Source organism: Corallococcus sp. AB045, from assembly GCF_003668895.1.
Classification (GTDB): Bacteria; Myxococcota; Myxococcia; order Myxococcales; family Myxococcaceae; genus Corallococcus; species Corallococcus coralloides.
Genome location: NZ_RAWN01000138.1, coordinates 1 through 26,727, shown reverse-complemented (window position 1 = coordinate 26,727; position 26,727 = coordinate 1). Strand labels below are relative to the sequence as shown.

Genomic DNA, 26,727 nt, shown 5'->3' with positions numbered 1-26,727 from the left:
GGCGTGCGCCGGGCGTGAAAATGGGAAGGCTCGGGGCTAAAGCTAGAGCATGTTCTTCACGTCCCCGAAGAAGTCGAGGCTCCCCACTCCGCAGGAGGCGCTGCCGGGCCGTCCGCAGGAGATGCCGGTTCCGCAGAAGCACACCGTGTTGGGCACCCCGCTGAAGGGGCCGGTGCCGGAGGGCTTTGAGACGGCCGTCTTCGGCATGGGCTGCTTCTGGGGGGTGGAGCGCAAGTTCTGGCAGGTGCCGGGCGTGTACTCCACTGCGGTGGGCTACGCGGGCGGGCTGACGCCGAACCCCACGTACGAAGAGGTCTGCTCCGGGCTCACCGGCCACAACGAAGTGGTGCGCGTGGTGTTCGACCCGGCGAAGGTCACGTACGCGCAGCTGTTGAAGGTGTTCTGGGAGAACCACGACCCGACACAGGGCATGCGCCAGGGCAACGACGCGGGCACGCAGTACCGCTCCGGCATCTACTTCGCGAACGACGCGCAGAAGCGCGCCGCGGAGGAGACGCGGCAGGCGTATCAGGCCGCGCTCAACGCGAAGGGCCTGGGCGACATCACCACGGAGGTCCTGCCCGCGCCGGCCTTCTATTACGCCGAGGATTACCACCAGCAGTATCTGCAGAAGAACCCGGGGGGTTATTGCGGCGTCGGTGGCACCGGCGTGAGCTGCCCGATTGGCGTCGGCGTCAGCGCGTGACACTCGCGCGCACGACGTGAAACACGCGTGCGGAGCGGATCCACCGCCACGGGTTCCGCTCCGCGGGCACTCTGTACGGGAGAAGGGAATCCTTTAAAATCGCGTCCGTCATGCACACGACGGATGAGCCTTCCCGACGCGAGTTCTTGGAGCGGTACCTGCGTGATTCCCAGGTCGCCGCGACGCTGATCAACCCCGGCTCGGACATGCCCACGGTGCCGCTGGCGGCAGCGGCGCTGGGCGTGGCGCCCGCGCAGATCGTCAAGACCATCGTCTTCGAGGGGAAGAAGGACGCGTCCCGCGCGTGTCTGGCCATCGCGCCCGGCGACATCCGCATCGCCACCGCGAAGGTGGCCGCCGCGCTCCAGCTCACGCAGCTCAAGCTGGCCAGCGCGCAGACGGTGCTGCGGCTCACGGGCTACGCCGTCGGCGGCGTTCCTCCGGTGGGGCACGCGACGCCGCTGCCCGTGGTCATCGACTCGCGCGTGCTCCCGTACGACGTCGTCTTCGGTGGCGGCGGGGATGATCAGCACATGCTGCGCATCTCGCCGCGGGACATCCAGCGGCTCACCGGCGCGGTGGTGGCTGACATCGCCGCGGAGGACGCAGCGGCTTCCCCGGTGGACGCACGATGAGCGCGCAGACCCTGGGCCGCGTTTCGCTGCCGCCCCACCCCGTCCTCTTCCGGCTGTTCTACGAACCGGGCTTCGCGGACGACCAGCGCACGGTGCTGCCGCACCTGTTGCGCATCGACGCGGCCCACCTGGTGATGCTCGCCCACCGGGGCATCCTCCCCGCGGAGACCGTGGCGCGCCTGCTGTCCGTCAACCGCGACCTGCGGCTGCGCTCGGACGCGGGTGAGACCGTGTTCGAGACGCCCGCGTCGCACCGCGGCCTCTATCTCACGTACGAGAACGAATACATCCACCGGCTGGGAGGCGAGGTCGGCGGATCCGCGCACGTGGCCCGCAGCCGCAACGACATCAACGCCACCGTGACGCGGATGCGGCTGCGCACGGAGCTGCTGGGCGTGCTCGCCGGCTGCGAGTCCCTGTCGCGCACGCTGAGCACGCAGGCGCACGCGCACGCGCGCACGGTGATGAGCTCCTTCACCCACCAGCAGCCCGCGCAGCCCTCCACGTTCGGCCACTACCTGACGGCGGTGCTGTCGGAGTTCGTCCGGGGCACCACGTGGCTCGCCGCCAGCTACGGCACGGTGAACCGCAGCCCCATGGGCGCAGCGGCCGGAGGGGGCACGTCGTTCCCCATCGACCCGCACGAGGTCGCGCGGCTGCTGGGCTTCTCCGCGCCGGTGCACAACTCGGCGGACGCCGTCGGCTCGCGGGACTTCGTCATCCAGGTGCTCGGGCCCCTGGCGCTCATGGGCACCACGCTTACGCGGCTGGCCAACGACCTGCAGGCCTGGGGCAGCCTGGCCTACGGCTTCCTCGACTGGCCGGATGACCTGGTGAGCACCAGCTCCATCATGCCGCAGAAGCGCAACGCCTTCGTCCTGGAGCACATCCGCGGACAGGCGGTGCACCCCACCGGCGCGCTGATGAACGCCTTGATGGGCCTGAAGAACACGCCCTTCACCAACAGCGTGGAGGTCAGCGGTGAAGTCTCCGCGCACCTGTGGCCCGCGCTCCGGGGCATCAGCAAGGCGCTCCAGCTGATGGACCTGCTGCTCCAGCACGTGCGCGTCCGCCCGGAGGCCATGCGCTCCTTCCTGGTTCACGCGGACACGACAATGACCGCGGTCGCGGACCACCTGGTCGCGCGGCACGGGCTCGCGTTCCGCACGGCCCACGACGTGGTGGCCCGGCTCGTGGCGCGCAGGACGGGCGACGCGCCCCTCACCGCCGCCGATGCCCGGCGCGAGCTGGAGGCGCTGCTGCTCGAAGTCACCTCGCGCGCATTCACGCTCGACGAGGCGGAGCTGGCGCGCGCGCTGGAGCCCGCCACCTGCGTGGAGGCGTCCGCTTATGGCGGAGGTCCCGCGCCCGCCTCCGTCCTGGTCCAGCTCGCCGCGCTGGAGGACCCGGGCCTCACCGCCTCCCTCCATGGCTGGCGCGTCGAACAGGAAGACGCGCGCGGACGGCTGGACCACGCCGTCACCGCGCTCCTCACCGCCTCCGGATTTCCGACCCCCTAACCCTGCCCGTCCTCTCGCCATGCTCAAGGTCTCGTCCGTCCTGGAGTTGATGAAGAACACCCCCCTGGTCTCGCTGCGGGGCCGCGCCGTGAACCGGCCGCGCGCGACGCTGTGGGGCAAGCTGGAGCTGTCCATGCCCGGGCAGATGAAGGACCGGGTCGCGCTCAAGATGGTGACCGACGCGGAGGCCCGGGGCGACCTCCAGCCCGGCGGCACCATCGTCGAAAGCTCCTCCGGCACCATGGCGGAGGGCCTTGCCCGCGTGGGCACCCTCAAGGGCTACCGGGTCATCATCGTCACCGACCCGCGCATCGACGTGAGCACCGCCGCCAAGCTGCGCGCGCTGGGCGCGGAGGTCCTGGTGGTGGACGCCTACCACCCCACGGGCGGCTGGCAGCAGTCGCGGCTGGAGCGCCTGCGGGACGTGCTGCGCGATGTGCCCGGCGCCTTCTGGCCGCGCCAGTACGACAGCCCCAGCAACCCGGGCGCGTACAACAGCGCCATGGCCCAGGAGCTGACCGAGGCGCTGGGCGGCAACATCGCCGCGCTGGTGGCCAGCGTGGGCAGCGGCGGGTCCCTCAGCGGGACGGCCGCCGCGCTCAAGCAGCGCCTGCCGCACGTGCGCGTGGTGGCCGTGGACGCGGTAGGCTCCGTGCAGTTCCACCAGCCCAACCGCCCCCGGCTCCAGAGCGGCCACGGCAACAGCATCATCGCGGGCAACATCAACTACCGCGTCATCGACGAGGCCCACTGGCTGTCTGACGGCGAGGTGTTCCAGGGCTGCCGCGAGCTGGCCCGGCGCGAGGGCATCTTCGCGGGCGGCTCGTCCGGCGCGGTCTACATCGTGGGCTCGTGGCTGGCGGAGCAGTTCGGCCCGGACGCCCACGTCGTGGGCATCTTCCCGGACAAGGGCGACCGCTACGGGGAGACCATCTACTCGGACGACTACCTGGCGAAGCACCACATCGCCGGTCCGGAGTGCGCCGCCGCCGCCGCCCCGCACGCCATCCGCTACGGCGTGGACGTGGCCGAGCGCTGGAGCCACGCGCCGCTGCCCCACGACGGCGGCGTCCCCTACCACGCGCCCGGCATCACCCTCAGCGGCGACCTCACCCGGGACCTGGGGCTGTGATGCGCGCGCACTTCGCCTTCATCGAGAGCAACACCACGGGCACCGGCAAGCTGGCCGTGGAGCGGCTGGTGGCCCAGGGACAGCAGGTCACCTTCATCACCCGTCAGCCCGGCAAGTACCCCTTCCTCGCGAAGCTCGCGGGCAGCCCGGGCCTCCAGGTGCTGGAGGCGGACACGAACGACCGGGAGGCGATGGACGCCTGCGTGCGGGCCCTGACGGCGCGCGCGCGCGTGGACGCGATGCTGACCTTCTCCACGTTCTACGTGCCCCTTGTCGCGGAGCTGGCCGCCCGGTACGGCTTCCGCTACCTGAACCCGGACGCGGCCCGCATCTGCCATGAGAAGCACGAGTCCCGGAGGGTGCTGCGCGCCGCGGGCCTGCCCACCCCGGACTTCTGGCTCGTCACCTCCGAGGCCCAGGCGCTCCAGGTGAGCCGCGAGGCCACCTACCCCTGCGTGGTGAAGCCCACCGCGGAGAGCGGCAGCACCGGCGTGCGGCGCGTGGACTCGCCCGAGGCGCTGCTCGCGCACTACCGGGCGCTCGCGTCGCGCCGGGTGAACGAGCGCGGCCAGGCGCTGGCCGGCGAGGTGCTGGTGGAGGGCTTCCTCACCGGGCCCGAATTCAGCGTGGAGACCGTGACGCTCGCCCGGGGCGACACGCGCATCATCGGCGTCACGCGCAAGCACCTGTCCGCGCCGCCCCACTTCGTGGAGATGGGGCACGACTTCCCGGCGCCCATCGATGACAGCGAGCGGCAGGCGCTCGAGCGCGCCGTGGTGGCCGCGCTGGACGCGGTGGGCTTCGACCTGGGCCCCGCGCACACGGAGATCCGCCTCTGCCCCCAGGGCCCGGTGGTCATCGAAATCAACCCGCGGCTGGCGGGCGGGATGATTCCGGAGCTGGTGCGCCACGCGACCGGCATCGACCTGCTGACGGTGCTGCTGGAGCAGCTGCTCGGGCGGCCCGTGGACCTGACGCCCCGCCAGGAGGCCACGGCCTCCATCCGCTTCCTCACCGCGCCCGGCGCGGGCCGGCTCGCGGCGGTGCACGGCGTGGAGGGCGCACGTCAGGAGGACGGCGTGCGCGAGGTGTCCGTGGACAAGGCGCCGGGAGTCACCGTGCGTCCGCCGGAGAGCTCCGGAGACCGGCTGGGCCACGTCATCGCGAGCGGAGGGGAGCGCGCCCACGTGGAGCGTGCGGTGACGCAGGCGCTGGGGCGGATCCGCTTCGACGTGGTGGCCCCGGAAGCGGCGGCGTGAAGGTCCGCGCATGAGCCCCCGCCTCGCCAGCCTCGCGGCCGTGGTGCTCACCGCGCTCACCGCCGCCCTCGCGCTGCACTTCGCCTCCGCGCCCACGGCGCTGCCCGCGACAGCGCCTCCGGAGGTGTTCTCCGCGGGGCGTGCGCGCGAGCACCTGGCGCGCATCGCGGCCCGGCCGCACCCCGTGGGCTCGCAAGCCCACCGCGAGGTGCGCGAGTACCTGGTGGACACAGTGCGCGGGCTGGGCGTCGCGCCGGAGGTGCAGGCCACGGCCGCCATCCACCCGGACATGGAGGAGAACTCCATCCCGGGCGCCACCGTCCACAACGTGCTCGCCCACGTGAAGGGCCAGGACAGCCGCGGCGTCATCGCCATCGTCGCGCACTACGACTCCGTGCCCACGTCGCCCGGGGCCTCGGATGACGGGGCCGGCGTGGCGGCGATGCTGGAGACGCTGCGGGCGCTGCGCACGGGCCCGCCGCTGCGCAACGACGTCCTCTTCCTCTTCACGGACGCGGAGGAGACGGGGCTCGTGGGGGCGCGGGCGTTCGCGTTCCATCACCCGCTGGCGGAGCAGGTGTCCGTGGTCCTCAACTTCGAGGCCCGGGGCTCGCACGGGCCCTCGCTGATGTTCCAGCCGGGCCCCGGCAACCGATGGCTCATCCAGCACCTGGCGCGCTCGGGGGCGCCCGCCCAGGCCAGCTCGCTCTTCAACGAGGTGTACCAGCGGCTGCGCAACGACACGGACTTCTCCGTCTTCCTCCAGCGGGGGAAGACGGGCCTCAACTTCGGCTTCCTCGACGGGTTCATGCGCTACCACGCGCGCACGGACGACCTCGCCCACTTCGGCCTGGACAGCCTCCAGCACCACGGCGAGGTGATGCTCGCGCTCGCACGGCACCTGGGCGACGACGCGCTGGAGCCCGCGCCCCCGGAGGACGCCGTCTACTTCAACGTCGGGCCCTTCCTCGTGCACCACGCGGCCTCCTGGGCCGGGCCCATCGCGCTGCTGGCGCTGCTCGCGGTGGTGGCGGTGCTCGTCCGGGGCCTGCGCCAGGGCCGGCTGCGCGCGTCCGGGCTGGCGTGGGGCGCGGGCGCGTTGCTCGCGGCGGCGGTGGCGGGCGCGGCGGTGGTGCAGGCCGCGTGGTGGCTGGTGCTGCGCGTCGACGGGGGCCTGGGCGTGCTGCCGCAGGGCGACGCCTACCACGGCGACTTCTTCATCGCGGGACTGCTGGCGCTCACGCTGTCGGCGGTGGTCGGCGTCCAGGCACTCTTCCTGCGCAGGGCACGCGCGGAGGAGCGGGTGGCGGTGTCCGTCCAGTCGCTCTCCCCGCACGGGGCACTCGCGGAGGAGCGGGTGGCGGGGGCCGGCGTCCAAGCGCGCTTCCCGCGAGGGGCGCTCTCGGAGGAGCTGGTGGCGGGGGCGCTCTCGGTGTGGGCCGTGCTGGGCGTGGCCAGCGCATTCGTGGCGCCGGGCCTCAGCTACCTGTTCGCGGTGCCCGCACTCTTCGGCGCGTTGGCGCTCGGAGGACGGCTTCGCGGGCCGACGGTGCAGCCCTCCGCGCGAGGCCGGCTGCTGCTGGCCTTGAGCGCCATTCCGGCCCTGCTGCTGTGGGTGCCGCAGGTGATCAACCTCCATGTCGCGCTGACGCTCGCCCTGGCACCGGTGGCGACGCTGGCGGTGGCGCCCTGGCTCGCGATGCTGTGGCCGCAGGTCTTCGCACCGATGGCGCGGCCCGGCCGGACGGTGGCGCTGCCCGTGCTCGCGCTGGCGTGCGTGCTGCTGGGCGTAGGCGTGGTGCGGGAGCGCTTCGACGCGAGCGACCCGCGCCCCAGCAGCGTCGCCTACGCCGTGGATGCAAACCGGGGCGAGGCGTACTGGCTCTCCAGCGACTTCGAGGTGGACGCGTGGGCCTCGCGCTTCGTGAGCGCGGATGCTCCGGCGCGCCGCCTGGACAGCTACCTGCCCCGCTTCTGGCGCGACGTACGCGTGGCACCCGCGCCACACCGGCCCCTGCCGGCCCCCAACGTGCGCGTGACGAAGGACGAGACGCGGGACGGACTGCGACGGCTGGTGCTCCTCGTGGAGTCCGTGGAGAAGGCGCCGCTGCTCCAGGTCCGGTTCGGCGCGGGCACGCCGCTGCGGGCGCTGACCATCGCCGGCCAGCCGGTGGACTCGAGCGCCGTGGCCCGGCTGCGCGACGTCCCAGGCGGAGGTCTGCTGGAGTACTGGGACGTGCCGCCGGGAGGCCTGCCGCTGGAGCTCACCGTGCCCGAGGGCACGCGGGTCCAACTCCGCGCGACCGCCGTGCGCTACGACCTGGACCAGGCCCCCGGCACTCCCGCGGCCCAACGTCCGGAGGACACCATGCCGGTGCCCTTCGGCTTCGCGGTGACGGACGAGACGCTGGTGAGCGTGACGGGCGAGTACTGACGCGCTTCAGAGTCCCGGCACGGCCGCGCGCAGCTTCCGCCACAGCACCTGGATGACGGCGGGATAGCCAGCGCGGATGAAGAGGTGTCCCCCGGGCAGCATGTGCTGGGAGAACGCGCCGCGCGTCCGCTCACGCCACGCGCCCAGCTCCTCCCGGGAGACGGCCGCGTCATCCAGCCCTCCGAAGGCGGAGAGGGGAACGTCCACCGGCTCACCGGGCCCGGGGGCCGCGCTCTCCGCCAGCTGGAGGTCCGCGCGCAGCAGGGGGCCCCACGCGTCCAGGAGCCCCGCGTCCGGGAGCCCGTCGAAGGCCCCCGCGCCCAGCTGCCGCACCACCTGGAGGAACTCCGGCTCCGGCAGCGCGTGCAGCAGGGGGCCCGTGCGCGGCAGGCCGGGCGCGGGCGCGCCGGACACGAAGAGGTGCAGCGGCGCGGGCCCGCCTCGCTGGCGCAGGCGCCGCGTCCACTCGAAGGCCACCAGCGCCCCCAGGCTGTGTCCGAAGAAGGCGAACGGCCGGTCCTCCAGCCAGGGCGTCAGCGCCGCGTCCAAGGCATCCAGCAGCGCGGGCAGCGACGTGAAGGGCGGCTCCGCCAGGCGCTCCTCGCGTCCTGGCGGCTGCACCGCGGCCAGCTCCATGCCCTCCGGCAGCACGCCGGCCCAGGGACGGAACACGGACGCGCCACCGCCCGCGAACGGGAAGCAGAACAGGCGCACCCGGGTGCCGGCGCGGGCCCGGTGCAGGGGCAGCCAGGAGGAAGTCACCCCTCCCTTCTACCCTTCCCCCCCGCACCCCTGGAATCATGGCCCCATGGCTCCCTCCAAAGAACTGCATGAAGCCAACCGGCGCTCGTGGAACGAGGCCACCCCGGCACACAACAGCCACAAGGGCGACCAGGCCCGAGCGCTGCGCGAAGGCCACTGCACCCTCTTCCCCGAGGAGCGGGAGCTGGTGGGGGACGTGCGGGGCCGGTCGCTGGTGCACCTCCTGTGCAACAGCGGGCAGGACACGCTGAGCTTCGCGGCCCGGGGCGCGCGGGTGACGGGCGTGGACATCAGCGACGAGGCCATCGCGTTCGCGCGCTCGCTCTCCGACGCGTCCGGCCTCCCGGGCACCTTCGTGCGGCAGGACGTCTACGACTGGCTCGCCGCCGCCTCCGCGGAGGGCACGCGCTACGACGTCGCCTTCTCCTCCTACGGTGCGATGTGCTGGCTGTCCGACCTGGGCGCGTGGGCCCGGGGACTCGCGGGCGTGCTCGCGCCGGGAGGCCGCTTCGTCGTCGTCGACTTCCATCCGCTGGCGCTCACGCTCGACGAACAGTGGAGGCTCCACTACCCCTACGGTGGAGGCGTGCACGTGGAGACCTCTGGCGTGACGGACTACGTCGCGCAGGCGCAGGACGCGCTCGTGCCCTGGGGCTTCCAGGACGGCGTGAAGGACTTCCGCAACGCGCACCCGGACCACACGTTCCAGTGGGGACTGGGGGAGATCATCACCGCCCTGTTGTCCGCGGGCCTGCGGCTCGAGGCCCTCCGCGAGTACCCGTACGCGAACGGCGCGCGCCTCTTCCCGCGCATGCGCGAAACAGAGGGCCGCCGCATGTGGCCACCAGAGGAGTTGCCCACCATCCCGCTGATGTTCGGACTCGTGGTGATCAAGCCAGCTTGAGCCCCGCGCCTACCCGGCACCTCCTTGTTCGCATCCTGGAATTTGTCTATTTCCAGACAGGTGGGGATTTCCATCCGTGTGCGGGGACTGCACAAAGAGTTCGGTGATGTGGCTGCCGTTCGGGGCCTCGACCTGGAGGTCCGCACCGGCGAGTGCTTCGGACTCCTGGGCCCCAACGGCGCGGGGAAGACGACGACGCTGGAGATCCTCGAGGGACTCCAGACGGCCACCCGCGGCGAGGTGGAGGTGCTGGGGCGCACCTGGGAGAAGGCCGGGAACGCGCTGCGCGAGCGCATTGGCGTGGTGCTCCAGGAGAACCTCCTCTCCGACAAGCTGACGGTGCGCGAGACGCTGGAGCTCTTCCGGTCCTTCTATTCGCAGGGACCGGACACGGAGGAGCTGCTGGCGCTGCTCCAGCTCACGGACAAGTCCGACAGCTGGGTGGTGCGGCTGTCCGGCGGCCAGCGGCAGCGGCTGTCCATCGCGTGCAGCCTGGCGGGCGACCCGGAGCTCATCTTCATGGACGAGCCCACCACGGGCCTGGATCCGCAGTCGCGCCGGGCGCTCTGGCAGCTCATCTCCGCGTTCCGCGCGCGCGGGCGCACCGTGGTCTTCACCACGCACTACATGGACGAGGCGGAGCAGCTCTGCGACCGCGTGGCGGTGGTGGACAAGGGCCAGGTCATCGCGGTGGGGACGCCCGCGGAGCTGGTCGCGTCGCTGGGCGGCGAGCACGTGGTGGAGCTCACCACGCAGCCCGCGCTGGGCCCGCCGGACTTCGAGTCCGTGGCCGGGGTGACGGCCGCGCGCACCACGCTCACGGGCCGCCTGGCGCTGTCGGTGTCGCGGCCCCACCTGGCGCTGCCCGCCATCCTCGCGCGCATCGCGGAGCGCGGCGCGGAGCTGTCCGGGCTGACCACGCGCAACGCCACGCTGGAGGACGTCTTCGTGTCCCTGACGGGGAGGAACCTTCGTGACTGAGCCCACCATGGACGCGGCCGCTGGCGCGCGGCCCGCGCGGGGACGGCGCATGCCGCCGCTGGCGCGCCTGACGCTCACCCGGTTGCGGGAGTTCATCCGCGAGCCGGGCACGATCTTCTGGACGTTCGTCTTCCCCATCCTCCTCACGGTGGCGCTGGGCAGCGCGTTCAACCACGGCGTGACGCCGCGCACGCGCGTGGCGGTGGTGGACGGGCCCGGCGCGGAGCGCATCGCCGCGGCCCTGGCCGCCCACCCGAGCCTCACGCCCGAGCGCGTCCCGGCCTCCGACGCGAACGCGGGCCTGCGGACCGGCCGGTTCGCGCTGCAGGTGACGCCTCCGGAACAGACCGGGGGCGCGCTGGCCTACCGCTTCGACCCCACCCGCCCGGAGTCTCCCGCCACGCGCACCTTCGTGGACGACGTGCTCCAGCGCGACGCCGGCCGCGCCGACGCGCGCCCCGTGAAGGACGACGCGGTGAGCGCGCCCGGCACGCGCTACGTGGACTGGCTGGTGCCCGGCCTCGTCGGCATGAACGTGATGGCCGGCAGCATGTGGGGCATCACGTTCGTCATCGTCCTGGCCCGGCAGCGCCGGCTGCTCAAGCGCTTCGCGGCCACGCCCATGCGCCGCCCGGAGTACCTGCTGTCCTTCGCGCTGGCACGGGTGGTGTTCGTGCTGTGCGTGGACCTGCCGCTCGTGCTGGGCTTCGCGCGCGTGACGTTCGGCATGCCCATCCACGGCTCGCTCGCGGCGGTGGCGGCGGTGGCCCTGGCGGGGACGTTCGCCTTCAGCGGGCTGGCGTTCCTGTGCGCCTCACGCGCGCGCACCAGCGAGACGGCCGTGGGCCTCATCAACGTGGTGATGGTGCCCATGATGGGGCTTGCGGGCATCTTCTTCGCCTCCAGCCACTTCCCGGACGCGGTCCAGCCGCTCGTCCGGGCGCTGCCCCTGAGCGCGATGAACGCCTGCATGCGCGCCGTCATCAACGAAGGCGCGCCGCTGTCCGCGCTGCTGCCGGACCTGGCCATCCTGGGCACGTGGGGCTCCGCGTGCTTCGCCCTGGCCGTGCGCCTGTTCCGCTGGACCTGAGCACCTCTCCCATGTCTTCCGTTCTCCGTCCGCGTTCCACGGCGCCCGTCGTCATGGGGCTCCTCACCCTGCTCTGGGCCTCCTCTCCGCGCGCGGAAGGGCCGCCCGCGTCCAGCGCCATCCAGGCCCGGCGCACGCTCAAGCCCATCCAGCTGGACGGCCGGCTGGACGAGGCGGAGTGGGCGCTGGCGCCGCTGTTCGACCGCTTCGTGCAGACCTTCCCGAAGAACGGCGCGGCGCCCAGCGAGCGCACCGACCTGCGCGTCCTCTACGACGACGACAACCTCTACGTCGGCATCCTGGCGCGCGACTCGCAGCCCCTGCTCATCAACCGCCAGCTGGGGCGCCGGGACCGGCCTCCGGAGTCCGACTCCGTGACGGTGATGGTGGACAGCGCGCACGACCACCGCACCGCGTACGCGTTCACGGTGAACGCGGGCGGCATCCTGCGGGACGTCCTCTACTTCGAGGACATCAAGTACACCGAGGACTGGGACGCGGTGTGGGACGGCGCCGCCGCGGACCTGCCGGACGGGTGGTCCGCGGAGCTGGTCATCCCCCTGCACCTGCTGCGCTTCCCGGAAGCGCCCACGCACACCTTCGGGCTCGCGGTGCGCCGCAACCTGGCCCGCACGCGGGAGGTCATCGACTCCACCCTCCTGCCGCGCAACGACAACGCCTTCGTGTCCCGCTTCGGGCACCTGGAGGGCCTGGAGCGCATCCCGTCCCGCGGCGGCGTGCAGCTGACGCCCTACGTCGCCGCGCGCTTCGGCATGAGCCCCCGCTACGCGGACCCGGCGCGGCCCTCGCCCCGGCTGGGCTCCCCGTCCGCGGACGTGGGCGTGGACCTGCGCGCGGCGCTCACCAGCGACCTGACGCTCACCGCCACGGTGAACCCGGACTTCGGCCAGGTGGAGGCGGATCAGCTCATCCTCAACCTCAGCACCTTCGAGCAGTTCTTCCCGGAGAAGCGCCCCTTCTTCCTCCAGGGCATGGACGTCTTCCAGCCGGTGGGGGACTCCTCGCAGACGCTCTTCTACACGCGGCGCATCGGCCTGCAGACGCCCATCCTGGCGGCGGTGAAGCTGACCGGAAACCTCACCGACACGCTCCAGGTGGGAGTGCTGGACGCGGTGGTGATGGGCCCCTCCGCGCCCAGGACAGGCCTGGTGGACGCGGACGGCGAAGCGCTGCCGGACCGGCGCATCCGCTTCCACCCGTCCCGGCCGCTGCACCTGGGCCCCAACAACGAGCTGCCCGCGCAGGCGGGCGCCGCGCAGAACTTCCTCACCGTCGTGCTGCGCCAGCAGCCCGTCACCGGCGTGTCCGTGGGCGGCACCTTCGCGGCGGCCACGCCCCTGTCGGACCTGTGCGCGGGCATCCTGCCCTCGGACCCCGAAGAGCGCGACGCGTGCCGGGTGGCCGGCGGGAACGCGGCGGCGCTGGACTGGGACGTGCGCAGCACGGACGGCGCGTGGGGCGTGCGCGGCCAGCTCACCGGCTCGCGCGTGGCGGGAGGCCCGGAGGCGGGACGTCCCTTGCGCGACGGCACGCTCCTGCGCCCGGGGGACCTGGGCCTGGGCGCCTACGTGAGCGGCGGCAAGCAGGGCGGTGAGCCCTTCCGCTTCGACGTGGGCTACGAGTACCTGTCGCCGCGCCTGGAGCTGAGCACCACGGGCTACCAGCCGTCCCAGAACGTGCAGGAGGCGTCTGGCCGGGTGTCCTTCGTGCGGCCCACCGGCTTCGGGCCCCTGCTGGACTTCTCCACCTCCGTGCAGGGCATCACCGGCTGGACCACGGACGGGCGCGGCATCCGCCTCAGCCACAAGGTCACGGTGGGCGCGCTGGCCACGCTGCCCGGCTTCCACGCCGTGGAGTGCGAGCTGGGCCAGCTCACCGGGCGCAGCGACATCCGAGAGATTCCCCTCACCGGCATCCCCTACGAGCGCCCGCCGTACCGGTACGCGGCGTGCGCGGGCTCCACGGACAAGAACCGCGCCCTCTCCTTCCAGCTGGACGGCTACGTGGGCCGCATCTCCGCCCCGGCGCCGCTGCCCTCCAAGACGGGCGGCGGCGGCGCGGTCACCATGACGTGGCGCCCCACGCCGCGCCTGGAGACGCAGCTGACCAGCGAGCTGCTGACCAACCTGGACGGGCCCCGCTACGTGGGGGACGAGGACGGCCGGCTCGTGTTCGGCCAGCTGCACCCGCGCGCCATGTCCTTCACGCTGCGCCAGCTGCTGGTGCTCACCCCGCGGCTCACGCTCCAGGCGTACGCGCAGTTCTTCTCCGCGTACGGCCGCTACGGCCCCTTCTTCGAAGGCACCCCGGACACGAACGGCCGGCTGCCGCTCGCACGGCTGACGCCCACCACGACCGCGCTGGACCCGGACTTCCACGAGTCCGCGCTCAACCTCAACGCCGTGCTGCGTTGGGAGTACCGGCTGGGTTCCACGCTGTACTTCGTCTACTCACGCGCGCAGACGGAGCTGCCCACCACGCCGGGCACCGCGCAGGTGACCCGCCTGGCGCCCAACCAATTGCTGGACGGCGCCACCACGGACACCTGGCTGTTGAAGTGGTCCCACCAGTGGGGGCTTTGAGACGTATCAGGTCCGGCGCCCACCCCATCCCCCGCCGATGCAAGGGATTGGGCGGGCGCCAGCCCTCAAAGCCAACTCAGACAGTGGGCCGTTCGTCTGAATACAGAGAACCCGCCAGGACATCCATGTTCCGGATGGCGCCGCGAATCTCTTCCAGGAAGGGACGGCTCAGGTCTCCCTTCAGCCCATCCGTGCAGAAGCTCTCGTAGATCTCATTGATTGCCTTCTGGAGGTGGGTCGCCTTCTCCATGGGGTTGTCCATGGGCTTGCGGAATTCCGCCTCCAGCCGTGCGAAGGCCTTCAGGCCCTGCTCGCCCACGCCCCGCTCGTTCGCCAGCTTCCAGGCGATGTGCTGGAGGCGGTAGTCGGTGTGGAAGTTCTCCGCCAGGAAGCGCAGGTACTTGTTACGGCGGAAGCGCATGGTCAGCGCCATGCTGGTGTCCATGTACTCGAAGTAGTGCCACATCAGGGCGGGCATGAAGAGCGTCTCGCCGGTGCGCACCACCGCCTGATAACCCCCGACGTAGCGCACGAAGTTGTCATTCTCCTCCTGGCTGAGTCCTTCCGGGCTGAGCGCGCTGTTGTTACGCATGGGCAGGATCTTCCGCGACGACGTGGGCGGGACCAGCACCACGCGTTTCTCCCCCCAGAGCTGGTACTGGAAGATGTTCTTGTAGTCCGCGTCGAAGTGCATGTGGGTGAAGTTGCCCGTGTTCCCCAGCCACAGCATCGACGTGTACTCGTCGGGTTCCCCCGGGTCCGGATGGCAGTACTCGGGGATCGTGTATCCAGCCTCCACCTTCTGGATCATCGACCGGGGGACCTCCGCGCAGACCAGACGGCTGTCAGGGTCCTTTGCCACCATCTCCAGATAGCCGTTCACCGTGCTCTGGTTCTTTCCGATGTCGGAGAAGGTGAAGTCCTTGGAGATGAGCATCGACAGCATGCGGGTGAAGTATTCCTCGTGGCCCTCCTGCACCACGACGGGCATGTCCCCCAGTTCCTTGCGGGCGATGTCCAGGCTGGACAGCCGCCGGATGGGCTGTCCGTCGAACAGGTTCGTGATGATGACGGGCTTCTGCTTCCGCACGTACTCGTCGAGGAAGACTTCGCGAGTAGGGGCCTTGATGCGCTCGATGTTCTCGTACATCCGCTCTCCTAGAGGGACCCGGTGTTGGAATTGAAACCTGGATGGTTGTCTTTGGGCCGGAAGAAACCAGTCATCAAGGAATTTACAGGGTTCAAGTATATCAATGCAAGATTTGACAGACACACTTTGGCCGTGACACATGAATGCCGTCTTCCAAGCCATACATCGCGTGGAGCCCAACGACATGTCACCGGCGAGCCTGATTGAACTCTTGCGTCTTCGTTCAGCCGAAGCGCCAGGACATCAGGGCTACACATTCCTGGTGGATGGCGAATCCGAGGAAGCGGCGCTCACCTATGGCGAGTTCGACCGGCAGGCGCGTGCCATTGGTGCGTGGCTCCAGGCGAACGGGGCGAGGGGGGAGCGGGCGCTGTTGCTGTTCCCGCCGGGCAACGAATACCTGACGGCCTTCTTCGGGTGCCTGTACGCGGGCGTGGTGGCGGTGCCGGCGTATCCGCCGGACGTCATGCGCCTCAACCGCAGCCTGCCGCGCCTGGAGGCGATGGTGCGCGACGCGCGGGCGCGCTTCGTGCTCACCACGGAGATGATCCACGGCATGGCCGGGATGCTCTTCGAGCAGGCGCCGGAGTTGGCGGGGCTCACCTGGGTGGCCACGGACGCGCTGGCGCCGGGGCTGGAGGACGGCTGGAAGGACCCGGGCGTCACGGGGGACGCGCTGGCGTTCCTCCAGTACACGTCCGGCTCCACGGGCAGCCCCAAGGGCGTGATGCTGACGCATCGCAACCTGCTGGCGAACCTGGCGCTCATCCACCGCGCGTTCGGCCACTCGCGCGACAGCCGGGGCGTCATCTGGCTGCCGCCGTACCACGACATGGGGCTCATCGGCGGGCTGCTCCAGCCGCTCTACGGCGGCTTCCCCGTCGTGTTGATGTCGCCCATCGCCTTCCTGCAGCGCCCCTTCCGCTGGCTGCAGGCGGTGTCGCGCTACGGGGCCACGACGAGCGGCGGCCCCAACTTCGCCTACGACCTGTGCGTCCGGAAGGTGAGCGCGGAGGAGCGCGCGACGCTGGACCTGAGCCGCTGGAAGGTGGCCTTCAACGGCGCGGAGCCCATCCGGCCGGAGACGCTGGAGCGCTTCCACGAGGCCTTCGCGCCGCAGGGCTTCCGCAGGGAGGCCTTCTACCCCTGCTACGGGCTGGCCGAGTCGACGCTCATCGTCACCGGGCACGCGCTGGGCACAGCGCCGGTGACGGACGGCGTGAACCTGGTGGGCTCCGGACGGGTGCTGGAGGGGAACACGGTGCGGCTGGTGGACGCGCGCACCGCTCGCGAGTGCGCGCCCGGCGAGGAGGGCGAAATCTGGGTGGCGGGCGCCAGCGTGGGCCAGGGCTACTGGGAGCGCCCGGAGGAGAGCGCGCGCGTCTTCCACGCGCGGGTGGAGGGCGGGGGCTCGGACGACGCGCGCTACCTGCGCACGGGCGACCTGGGCGTGCTGCGCGGCGGCGAGCTGTTCGTCACCGGGCGCATCAAGGACCTCATCATCCTGCGCGGGCGCAACCTGTACCCGCAGGACGTGGAGTCCACCACGGTGCGCGTGCACCCCGCGCTGCGGCCGGGCTGCACCGCGGCGTTCTCCGTGGAGCTGGAGGGCGAGGAGCGGCTGGTCGTCGTGCAGGAGGTGGACGCGCGCCACGCCGGCACGGACCTGGAGGCGCTGGCCCGGAGCATCCGCGAGGCCGTGGCGCTGGCGCACGACGCCCAGGCGCATGACGTGGTGCTCATCCAGGCGGGCTCCCTGCCGAAGACCTCCAGCGGCAAGGTGCAGCGCTACGCGTGCCGTCAGGCGTGGCTCGCCGGGGAGCTGGAGGTGCTGGGCCAGAGCACGCTCCAGGCCTCCGTTCCGCCCGTGCCCACGCTGCGTCCGGAGCAACTGCTCGCGCTCCCGGAGCCGGAGCGCGCGGCGCTGCTGGAGGCGTCGCTGGTGGACGCCGTGGCCGCGCGGCTGCGCGTTCCCCGCGCGCACGTCGACGCGGAGCGGACGCTCATCAGCCTGGGGCTGGACTCGCTGGCGACGGTGGAGCTCAAGAGCGACCTGGACGCGTGGCTGGGCACGGATACGTCCCTGGCGCGGCTGATGGATGCGGTGAGCCTGCGGGCCCTGGCGAGGGAGCTGGTGGGCACGCTGGGGCAGCGGCCCCTCGCGCCCGTGGCGTCGGGGGACGCGCTGGGGCGCCACCCGGTGTCCGAGGGACAGAAGGCGCTCTGGCTGGCGCAGCTCCTGGCGCCGGACAGCACCGCGAACCACCTGGCCTTCGCGGTGCGCTTCCACACGCCCGCGGACGTGCCCACGCTGCGCGAGGCGCTGGCGCGGCTGGTGGCGCGGCACCCGGCCCTGCGCACCACCTTCCACCTGGAGCACGACGGTGAGCTCGTGCAGCAGGTGCACCCGGCCCTCCAGTTGGAGCACGGCAAGCTCGTGCAGCGGGCGGACGCGGCCCCGAACACCACGCTCCACCTGGAGCACGGTGAACTCGTGCAGCGGGCGGACACGGCCAGGAGCGGAGGGCTCCTGGAGGACGCGACCTCGCTTCCGCTGGAGGACGCTCCGCTGCGGCGCGCGCTGGCGGCGGACGCGTCACGCCAGTTCTCGCTGGAGAAGGGGCCGCTCTTGCGCGCCTCGCTGTACGCCCACGCTGGCGGCGGCCAGGTGCTGCTGCTCGCGGCGCACCACCTCATCCTGGACCTGTGGTCGCTGGCGCTGCTCGCAGAGGACCTGCACGGGCTCTACCCCGCGTTGAAGGAGGGACGGGACTCCGCGTCCCCCGCTCCGGCCCTGCGTCCGTCGGACTTCGCCCGCTGGCAGCGCCCGTTCCTGGAGGGCCCCGAGGGCGAGCGGCTGTTCGCGTACTGGCGCCAGCGGCTGGACGGCGTGCCGGACGTGCTGGAGCTGCCCACCGACCGCGCCCGTCCCCCGGTGCGCGCGTTCCGGGGCGCCGCGTGCACCTTCCGGCTGGACGCGGACCTGACGCGGCGGCTGCGCGCGCTGGCGCGCGAAGAGGGCACGACGCTGTTCTCGCTGCTGCTCGCCGCGTGGCAGGTCCTCCTGGCCCGGCACGCGGGACAGGAGCGCTTCGCGGTCGGCTCGCCCGCGGTGGGGCGCACGCGCTCGGGGTTGGAGGACGTCGTCGGCTACCACGTCAATCCCGTGGCGCTGGTGGCGGACCTGTCCGGGGACCCGCCGTTCCGCGCGCACCTGGGCCGGGTGCGGCGCACGGTACTGGAGGCGCTGGAGCACCAGGAGTATCCGTTCCCCTTGCTCGTGGAACGGCTGCGGCGTCCGCGCGACGCGAGCCGGTCTCCGTTGTTCCAGGCGGTGTTCGCCTGGGAGCAGCCCCACCAGCGCGAGGAGCTGACCCCGCTGGTGCTGGGCCTTGCCGGCGTGCGCGTGCGCTTCGCGGGTCTGGAGGCGGAGAGCGTGCCAGTGGAGCTGGGCACCGCGCAGTTCGACCTCGCGCTCCAGATGGCGGATGCGCCGCGCGGGTTGGACGGCGCGCTCCGCTACGACACGGACCTCTTCGACGCGGACACGGCTGGACGCATGGTGGCGCGCCTCACGTGCCTGCTCGCGGGCATCGCGGCGGACGCGGACCAGCGCGTGTCGGCCCTGCCGCTGCTGCCGGACGCGGAGCAGGCGCGCGTGCGGACGTTCAGCGCGGGGGCACTGGCGCCCGCGTCCTTCACTCCCGTTCACCACGCCATCGCGGCACGTGCCGTGATCGCGCCCGACGCGCTGGCCATCGCTTCGGACGGGCGACAGTGGTCGTACGGAATGCTGGAGCGCCAGGCCCACGCACTCGCGCACCGGCTGCGCCAGCTGGGCGTGGGTCCGGACGTACGCGCGGGCGTGCTGATGCACCGCTCGCCCGAGCAGGTACTGGCGCTGCTGGGCATCCTCAAGGCGGGCGGCGCGTACGTGCCGCTGGATCCGGATGCACCGCGGGCGCGACTTGAGGCGCTGCTGGAGGACGTGGGCGCGGCGGTGGTGCTCACGACGCCGGCACTGCGCTCACGGCTGCCCGCGTCCACGCGGGTGCTGGACGACGTGACGGCCCCGGTCCACGACGCACTGGACACCGCGCTGGACGTCACGCCCGTCGCGGACCACCTCGCCTACGTCATCCATACGTCCGGCTCCACCGGGCGGCCCAAGGGCGTGCAGCTCACGCACGGTGGCCTGGCCCACTTCGCGGGTTGGTACCAGCGGACCTTCGCCCTGTCGCCCCAGGACCGGGCCACGCACCTGTCCACGCCGGTCTTCGACGCGTCCGTGCTGGAGGTGTGGCCCGCGCTCATCGCGGGTGCCAGCCTGCACCTGCCCGGCGATGACGTGCGCGCACTGCCGGAGCGGCTCGTCGGGTGGCTCGCCGCCGAGCGCATCACCCACACCTTCCTCACCACGGCCCTGGCGGAGGGCGTGCTCGGCCAACAGTGGCCCCAGTCGCTCGCCCTGCGCGAGCTGACCACCGGCGGCGACCGGCTGCGCCAGCGGCCCTCCGCGCACACTCCCTTCCGCGTCACCAACCTCTACGGCCCTACCGAAGGCACCGTGGCCGCCACCTTCGCCCCGGTCGGATCCGCGGATGTGGAGTCTGGACTCCCCACCATCGGCCGGCCGCTGGACGGCGTGCACGTGCACGTGCTCGACGCAGGGCTGCGGCCCCAGCCGCTGGGCGTCGCGGGCGAGCTGTGCATCGGCGGACCGGGCGTGGCGCGGGGCTACCTGGGCCGCCCCGGCCTCACCGCCCGCGCCTTCGTGCCGGATCCCTTCAGCACGGTTCCCGGCGCGCGTCTGTACCGGACCGGGGACCTCGCGCGCCTGCTGCCGGACGGCGAACTCCAGTTCCTGGGCCGGCTCGACCAGCAGGTGAAGCTGCGTGGCTTCCGCATCGAGCTGGGGGAGATTGAATCCGTCCTCCAGCGTCACCCGGAAGTGCGCCAGTGCGTGGTCGCGGTGCGCGAAGAGCCTCCCGCGGGCCGGCGCCTCGTCGCCTACGTCGTCGCCGCGCCGGACTCAGCGCTCACCGGCTCCACGCTGCGCGAGCACGTGCGCCGCGAGCTGCCGGAAGTCATGTGCCCCGCGGCCTTCGTGCTCCTGCCCGCGCTGCCGCTGACCCCCACGGGCAAGGTGGACCGTCAGGCCCTGCCCGCGCCCGAGCTGGAGCGCTCCACGTCCTTGGAGGACACGACGCCACGCACTGCCACGGAGCAGAAGCTCGCGGACCTCTGGGCGGAGCTGCTCGGCGGGGCCGTGGGCCTGCACGAGGACTGGTTCGCGCTGGGCGGCCACTCGCTGCTGGCAGCGCGACTGCTCGCTCGCGTGCGCGAGGTGTTCGGGGTGGAGCTGCCCCTGCGCACGCTGTTCGAGGCGCCCACGGTGGCCTCGCTCGCCGCGCGCATCGACGGAGGCGTGCGTGCTCCGGCGCGCGGTCCCGCGCTGACGCACCGGACGGACCGAGCGCCGGAAGCGCCGCTGTCCTACGCGCAGGAGCGGCTGTGGTTCCTGGACCAGTTGGAGCCCGGCGACGCGCGCTACCACCTGCCCGCGGCGGTCCGCCTCCAGGGTCCGCTGGACGTCGCGGCACTGCGCCGAGGCCTGGATGAAGTGGTCCGCCGCCACGAAGCGCTGCGGACCACCTTCTCCCAGCACCAGGGCCGCACCGTGCAGCGCGTCCACGCGCACGTCCCCCTTGAACTGCCCGAAGTGGACCTGGGCAGCCTGTCCCCGGAGGCGCGCGACGCGCAGGTGCGCCAGCTCGCGAAGCATGAGGCTCGCGCTCCGTTCGCCCTCGCCCAAGGTCCCCTGTTGCGGGCACGGCTGCTGCGGCTGGGCCCGGATGAGCACGTCCTGCTCCTGACGCTCCATCACATCGTCGCGGATGGCGAGTCCGTCACCGTGTTGCTGCGGGAGCTGGGGGCGCTGTACGCGGCGTTTTCCACGGGCGCCCCTCCGGCGCTCGCGCCGCTGCCGCTCCAGTACATCGACTTCACGCTGTGGCAGCGGGAGTGGCTGGCGGACGGCGTGCTGGCGCGGCAGCTCGCGCACTGGAAGCAGCGGCTCGCGGGCGCCCCTGGTGTCCTGGAGCTGCCCACGGACCGTCCCCGGCCCGCGGTGCGGACACTCGCGGGCGGACGTCACGCGGTCCACCTCCCGGCGGCGCTCGCCGGAGGACTCGCGGAGCTGGGCCGGCGCGAAGGCGCCACGCCGTTCATGACGCTGCTGGCGGCGTTCCAGACGCTGCTGCTGCGCTACACGGGCCAGGACGACCTCGTCGTGGGCTGCCCGCTGTCCAACCGCACGCGCGTGGAGACCGAAGGCCTCATCGGCTTCTTCGTCAACACGCTGCCCCTGCGCACGGACGCCTCCGGCAACCCCACCTTCCGCCAGCTGCTGGGCCGGGTGCGCGAGTCCGTGCTCGCGGCGCACGAGCACCAGGACGTGCCCTTCGAGAAGCTGGTCGAAGCGCTCGCGGTGGAGCGCGACCTGGGCCGCACGCCGCTCTTCCAGGTCGCGTTCTCCTACCAGGACGCGCCCCTGCCCTCCCGCGCCCTCCAGGGGCTGCGCCTGACGCTGCTGGAGTCCGAGTCCGCTCCGGCGAAGTTCGACCTGGACCTCGCGCTGGAGCGCGGCGAGGACGGCGGGCTGACCGCGCGCTTCGAGTACGACGCGGACCTCTTCGACGAGGCCTCCATCGCGCGCCTCGCGGGGCACTTCCAGGTGCTGCTCTCCAGCATCGCGGCGGATCCCGACGGCCACGTAGGCGACCTGCCCCTGATGACGGCCGGGGAGCGGCACACGCTGCTCCACGCGTGGAACCCGCGCCCGGTGGCACCGCCATCCCACGTCCCCGTGCACGCGCGCTTCGAGTCCTGGGCGCGGCGCACGCCGGACGCGCTCGCGGTGGCCTTCGCGGGCGAGGCCCTCACCTACGGCCAGCTCGAAGTCCGCGCGAACCGGTTGGCCTGGCACCTGCGCGGGCTGGGCGTGGGGCCTGACGTGCCCGTGGCGCTCTGCATGGAGCGCTCGACCGCGTTCGTCGAAGCCGCGTTGGGCGTCCTCAAGGCAGGCGGCGCCTACGTTCCGTTGGACCCTTCCGCGCCCCCGGAGCGGCTCCAGTCCATCCTGGAGGATGTCCGCGCGCCGGTGCTCCTGTCCTCGCGCGGCACCGCCGCGCTGACGCTCCCACCGGACTGCCGCTGCCTGCTCGCGGAGGACGGCTTCGGCGCCACTGCGGAGCCCGCGAATGCTCCGCCGGAGCTCACGGGTCCGCGCCACCTGGCGTACGTCATCTACACGTCGGGCTCCACCGGCCGCCCCAAGGGCGTGGAGCTGGAGCACGCGGGCCTGGCCCACCTGGTGGACTGGCATCAGCGGACCTACGCGCTGACGCCGGAGGACCGCACGACCCAGGCCGCCGGCCTCGCATTCGACGCCGCGGTCTGGGAGCTGTGGCCCACCCTCGCGGCGGGCGCCAGCCTCCACATCGTGGAGGACGAGGTGCGCGCCATGCCGGAGCGCCTCGTCGCGTGGCTCACCGAGGAGCGCATCACCCGCTGCTTCCTCCCCACGCCCCTGGCGGAGGCGGTGCTCACGCAGCCGTGGCCCGCGCACGCGGCGCTGCGCACGCTCCTCACCGGCGGAGACCGGCTGCACCGGGGCGCACCCGAAGGCACCCCGTTCCAGCTGATCAACCACTACGGCCCCACGGAGTGCACGGTCGTCGCCACCAGCGGCCCGGTCTCTGTTGGCGCGGTGAACCCGCCCATCGGGCGTCCCATCGCGAACACCCAGGCCTACGTCCTGGACGCGCACCAGCAGCCCGTCCCCGTGGGCGTCCCTGGCGAGCTGTGGTTGGGCGGTCTGGGTCTCGCGCGCGGCTACCTGAACCATCCGGAGCTGACCGCGCGCGCCTTCGTGCCCCACCCCTTCGACACGCGCGACGGCGCCCGCCTCTACCGCACCGGCGACCGGGTCCGCTTCCTGCCGGACGGGGCGCTCGAGTTCCTGGGCCGCACCGACGCGCAGGTGAAGCTGCGCGGCCTGCGCATCGAACCCGGCGAGGTGGAGTCGCTCGCGCTGGAGCACCCCGCCGTGCGGCAGGCCATCGCCACGGTCCGCGAGGACGGGCCCCGCGGCAAGCGGCTGGTGCTCCACGCGGTGCTGGCGCCGGAGCAGGCGTGCACGGAAGGCGACCTCAAGGTCCACCTGCGCCGCCGGCTGCCGGAGTCCATGGTGCCGTCCGCCATCGTGTTCCTGGACGCGCTCCCGCTCACCCTCAACGGGAAGGTGGACCGGCGCGCGCTGCCCGCCCCCGACGCCACGCCCCGCGCGGACAGCGTGGCGCCGCGCGACGCCACGGAGCAGCGGCTGGCGGACATCTGGACGGAGCTGCTCGGGGCCACCCGGGTGGGCGTCCACGACGACTTCTTCGAACTGGGCGGCAACTCGCTGCTCGCCACCCAGGTCATCTCGCGCGTGCGCGAGTCCCTTGGCGTGGACGTGCCCCTGCGCAGCGCCTTCGAGGCGCGCACCGTGGCCGCGCTCGCGCAGGTCGTCTCACGGCAGGCGGAAGTCAGGAAGCAGCCCGTCCTCACGGCGCGCGCGCCAGATGAGGCGCTGCCCCGGGTGGATGGGCTGTCCGAGGCGGAGCTGGACGCGCTCATCGCGGAGCTCGAAAGCGGAGAAATCGAATCATGAGTGACGAGAAGCAGTCCTCCGCGTTGGAGGAGAAGCGCGCCCGCGCCCGGGCCCTCATCCAGCAGCGCGCGGCGAAGCCCCGGGCCTTCCAACCCTCCTTCGCCCAGCAGCGGCTGTGGTTCCTGGACCGGCTGGAGCCGGGCAGCCACCACTACGGCATCCCCTTCGCCGTGCGCCTCAGCGGGACGCTGGAGCGCGGCGCCCTGGAGAAGAGCTTCCAGGAGATCGTCCAGCGCCACGAATCCCTGCGCACGACCTTCCAGGCCCGCGAGGGCGAGGCCGTGCAGGTCGTGGGGCCCGCGCCCGAGCTGCCCTTGCACGTGGTGGACCTGGGCGGACTGGACGCGCGGGAGACCGCGCGCCGCGTGCGCGAACTGACCGCCGAGGACGTGGCCGCGCCCTTCGACCTGGAGCGCGGTCCGTTGATCCGCTGGAAGCTGCTGCGCCTGTCGGACGCCGAGCACATCCTGCTGCTGTCGATGCACCACATCGTCTCCGACGGCTGGTCCATCGGCGTGTTCGTGCGCGAGCTGGCCGAGCTTTACGCGGCCTTCCTCCAGGGCGCGCCCTCGCCGCTGCCGCCACTCAAGGTGCAGTACTCCGACTTCGCCCGCTGGCAGCGCGACTGGCTCCAGGGCGACGTGCTGGAGGAGCAGCTCGCGTACTGGCGCGCGCACCTGGCGGACGCGCCCACCGCGCTGGGCCTGCCCACGGACCGGCCGCGTCCTCCGGCCCAGACCTTCCGCGGCACGCAGCTGCCCCTGGGCGTGAGCCCGGCCGTCACCGCCGCGCTGAACACCCTCTCCCGCCAGGAGGGGGCCACGCTGTTCATGACCCTGCTGGCCGCGTGGCTGGTGCTGCTCCAGCGCTACACGCGCCAGGACGACCTCGTCGTCGGCACGCCCATCGCCAACCGCAACCGCGCGGAGACCGAAGGGCTCATCGGCTTCTTCGTCAACACGCTGCCCCTGCGCACGAACCTCTCCGGCGACCCGCGCTTCACGGACCTGGTGGCCCGCGTGCGCGAGACGGCCCTGGGCGGCTTCGCCCACCAGGACGTCCCCTTCGAGAAGCTGGTGATGGACCTGCGCGTGAAGCGGGACCTGAGCCGCTCGCCGCTCTTCCAGACGATGTTCGTGCTCCAGAACGCGCCGCTCCAGCCGCTGGCGCTCCCGGGGCTCACGCTCACGAACCTGGACCTGGAGACGGACACCGCCAAGTTCGAGCTCACCCTCACGCTGGTCGAGACGTCGGGCGCGCTGACGGGCTGGCTCGAATACAACACGGACCTCTTCGACGCCTCCACCGCCGACCGGCTGGCGCGGGCCTACGAACGCCTGCTGGAAGGCATCACGGCGGATCCGCGGCGCCGCGTCTCCGAGCTGCCGCTGCTGGACGCGGCCGGACGCCAGCAGGCGCTGGAGTCCTTCCACCCGCCCGCGGTGCCGCTGTCCCCGCGCCCCCTGCACGTCCTCTTCGAGGAGCAGGCACGGCGCACGCCGGACGCCATCGCGGTGGAGTGCGAGGACGACCCCCTCACGTACGCGGAACTGGAGCGCCGGGCCAACCGGCTCGCGCACCTGCTGCTCGCGTCCGGGCTGGAGCCCGAGGAGCGCGTGGCGTTGTGCCTGCCCCGTTCGACGGAGGTGCTGGTGGCGATGCTCGCGGTCATGAAGGCCGGCGGTGCCTTCGTGCCGATGGACGCCGGAGCCCCCACGCAGCGGCTGGCCCTGATGGTCGCGGAGTGCCGCGCCCGCTACGTGCTCGCGCCCCCCTTGCTCGCGGTCAAGCTGCCGGTGCCGCCGGAGGCGCGCCTGGAGCCCGGCGCGTGGCGGCAGGAAGGCCTTCCGGAGACGCCTCCCGCGCGGACCGTCCACCTGGAGCAGCTGGCGTACGTGGTCCACACCTCCGGCTCCACCGGCGTGCCCAAGGGCGTGATGATCGCCCATGCGGGCATCGCCAACCGGATGCTCTGGGAACAGCACGCGCTGCCCATCGGACCGGAGGACCGCGTCCTCCAGGTGGCCTCGTTCGGCTTCGACGCCTCCATCTGGGAGTTCTTCCGCGCGCTGCTCGCGGGGGCCCGCGCGGTGATGGTGCGCGACGGCGCGCACCAGGACAGCCGCTACATCGCGGACCTCATGGCCCGGCGCGGCGTCACGCAGATGAACGTGGTGCCGTCGCTGCTGCGCGTGGTGCTGGAAGAGCCCCGCATGGCGGACTGCCACGCGCTGCGCACGGTGGTCTGCGGAGGCGAGGCGCTGACGACCGACCTGGTGGACCGGCTGGCGGAGCACTCCTCCGCGACGCTCTTCAACTTCTACGGCCAGACGGAGGTGTCCATCGACGCCACGTGGTTCACCTGCGCGCCCGGCATGGCGCGCAAGGCGGTGCCGCTGGGCCAGCCGCTGGGCAACATGAAGATGCACGTGCTGGACGTGCGCGGACAGCCCGTTCCTCCGGGCGCGCCCGGCGAGGTGTACCTGGGCGGCCCGGGCCTGGCCCGCGGCTACTTCCTGCGGCCGGACCTGAGCGCGGAGCGCTTCGTGCCGGACCCCTTCGGCCCTCCGGGCTCGCGCCTGTTCCGCACCGGCGACCTGGCCCGCCAGCTGCCGGATGGCGAGCTGGAGTTCCTGGGGCGCGGCGACCACCAGGTGAAGATCCGCGGCGTCCGCGTGGAGCTGGGCGAGATTGAAGCGGCGCTCCGCCAGCACCCCGCCATCCAGGACGTGGTGGTGCTCGCGCGCGAGCAGGCCGTGGAACCCGGGCCCACCGCGCTGGTTCCGCGCCTGCTCCCGCTGGAGCCGCCCCCGCGCGGCCCGTCCCCTCATCCCC

At 72.5% G+C, this 26,727-nt stretch carries 14 protein-coding genes; 12 read left to right on the top strand and 2 right to left on the bottom strand.

The genetic code is table 11. The features are described 5' to 3' along the window. Positions 1-49: 49 nt before the first annotated feature. From msrA to D7Y21_RS27990, 6 genes are all read left to right on the top strand, one after another. Positions 50-706 (top strand): peptide-methionine (S)-S-oxide reductase MsrA, encoded by a 657-nt coding sequence (msrA, locus tag D7Y21_RS28015; protein ID WP_120567497.1) that lies wholly within the window; start codon positions 50-52, stop codon positions 704-706. 110 nt (positions 707-816) lie between these two features. Continuing rightward, positions 817-1,341 (top strand): aminoacyl-tRNA deacylase, encoded by a 525-nt coding sequence (locus D7Y21_RS28010; RefSeq protein WP_233612306.1) that lies wholly within the window; start codon positions 817-819, stop codon positions 1,339-1,341. Further along, positions 1,338-2,861, top strand: coding sequence for an argininosuccinate lyase (gene argH / locus D7Y21_RS28005; RefSeq protein WP_233592012.1), 1,524 nt, complete (start codon positions 1,338-1,340; stop codon positions 2,859-2,861). The genes D7Y21_RS28010 and argH overlap by 4 nt, the downstream gene beginning before the upstream one ends. 49 nt (positions 2,862-2,910) lie before the next feature. Continuing rightward, positions 2,911-3,993, top strand: coding sequence for a cysteine synthase family protein (locus D7Y21_RS28000; RefSeq protein WP_233612305.1), 1,083 nt, complete (start codon positions 2,911-2,913; stop codon positions 3,991-3,993). Beyond that, complete coding sequence (locus D7Y21_RS27995; protein ID WP_121716788.1) at positions 3,993-5,252, top strand: ATP-grasp domain-containing protein; 1,260 nt, start codon at positions 3,993-3,995, stop codon at positions 5,250-5,252. Before D7Y21_RS28000 ends, D7Y21_RS27995 begins: the two co-directional genes overlap by 1 nt. 10 nt (positions 5,253-5,262) lie before the next feature. Then, a complete protein-coding gene (locus tag D7Y21_RS27990; RefSeq protein ID WP_121716786.1) occupies positions 5,263-7,686 on the top strand; it encodes a M20/M25/M40 family metallo-hydrolase in 2,424 nt (807 codons plus the stop codon). 6 nt (positions 7,687-7,692) lie between these two features. Here the strand turns inward: D7Y21_RS27990 and D7Y21_RS27985 are convergent, their stop codons facing one another. Next, positions 7,693-8,448: a thioesterase II family protein gene (locus D7Y21_RS27985; RefSeq protein ID WP_121716783.1), complete on the bottom strand. Its 756-nt coding sequence runs from the start codon at positions 8,446-8,448 to the stop codon at positions 7,693-7,695. Between the two features lie 46 nt (positions 8,449-8,494). Here D7Y21_RS27985 and D7Y21_RS27980 point away from each other — a divergent pair, with 46 nt between their 5' ends. From D7Y21_RS27980 to D7Y21_RS41955, 4 genes are all read left to right on the top strand, one after another. Then, the gene (locus D7Y21_RS27980) at positions 8,495-9,352 is read left to right on the top strand and encodes a bifunctional 2-polyprenyl-6-hydroxyphenol methylase/3-demethylubiquinol 3-O-methyltransferase UbiG (RefSeq protein ID WP_120567492.1); all 858 of its coding nucleotides are present in this window, start codon (positions 8,495-8,497) and stop codon (positions 9,350-9,352) included. A gap of 108 nt (positions 9,353-9,460) precedes the next feature. Further along, complete coding sequence (locus D7Y21_RS27975; RefSeq protein WP_233592009.1) at positions 9,461-10,333, top strand: ABC transporter ATP-binding protein; 873 nt, start codon at positions 9,461-9,463, stop codon at positions 10,331-10,333. Further along, entirely contained in the window at positions 10,326-11,423 is a 1,098-nt protein-coding gene (locus tag D7Y21_RS27970) for an ABC transporter permease (protein ID WP_233592008.1), read from the top strand. The genes D7Y21_RS27975 and D7Y21_RS27970 overlap by 8 nt, the downstream gene beginning before the upstream one ends. An 11-nt stretch (positions 11,424-11,434) precedes the next feature. Further along, positions 11,435-14,026: a DUF5916 domain-containing protein gene (locus tag D7Y21_RS41955; protein WP_158627367.1), complete on the top strand. Its 2,592-nt coding sequence runs from the start codon at positions 11,435-11,437 to the stop codon at positions 14,024-14,026. Between the two features lie 76 nt (positions 14,027-14,102). Here the strand turns inward: D7Y21_RS41955 and D7Y21_RS27960 are convergent, their stop codons facing one another. Next, positions 14,103-15,176, bottom strand: coding sequence for a cupin-like domain-containing protein (locus D7Y21_RS27960; RefSeq protein ID WP_158627366.1), 1,074 nt, complete (start codon positions 15,174-15,176; stop codon positions 14,103-14,105). A gap of 184 nt (positions 15,177-15,360) precedes the next feature. On the opposite strand from D7Y21_RS27960, the gene D7Y21_RS27955 reads away from it, so the two are divergent. Together D7Y21_RS27955 and D7Y21_RS27950 are read left to right on the top strand one after the other, a co-directional pair. Next, positions 15,361-23,892 carry a non-ribosomal peptide synthetase gene (locus tag D7Y21_RS27955; RefSeq protein WP_158627365.1) on the top strand — a complete coding sequence of 2,844 codons (8,532 nt, stop codon included), beginning with the start codon at positions 15,361-15,363 and terminating at the stop codon, positions 23,890-23,892. Further along, positions 23,889-26,727 (top strand): amino acid adenylation domain-containing protein (locus D7Y21_RS27950; protein ID WP_121716778.1); only part of this gene is annotated, 2,839 nt, incomplete at its 3' end. The genes D7Y21_RS27955 and D7Y21_RS27950, both read left to right, overlap by 4 nt.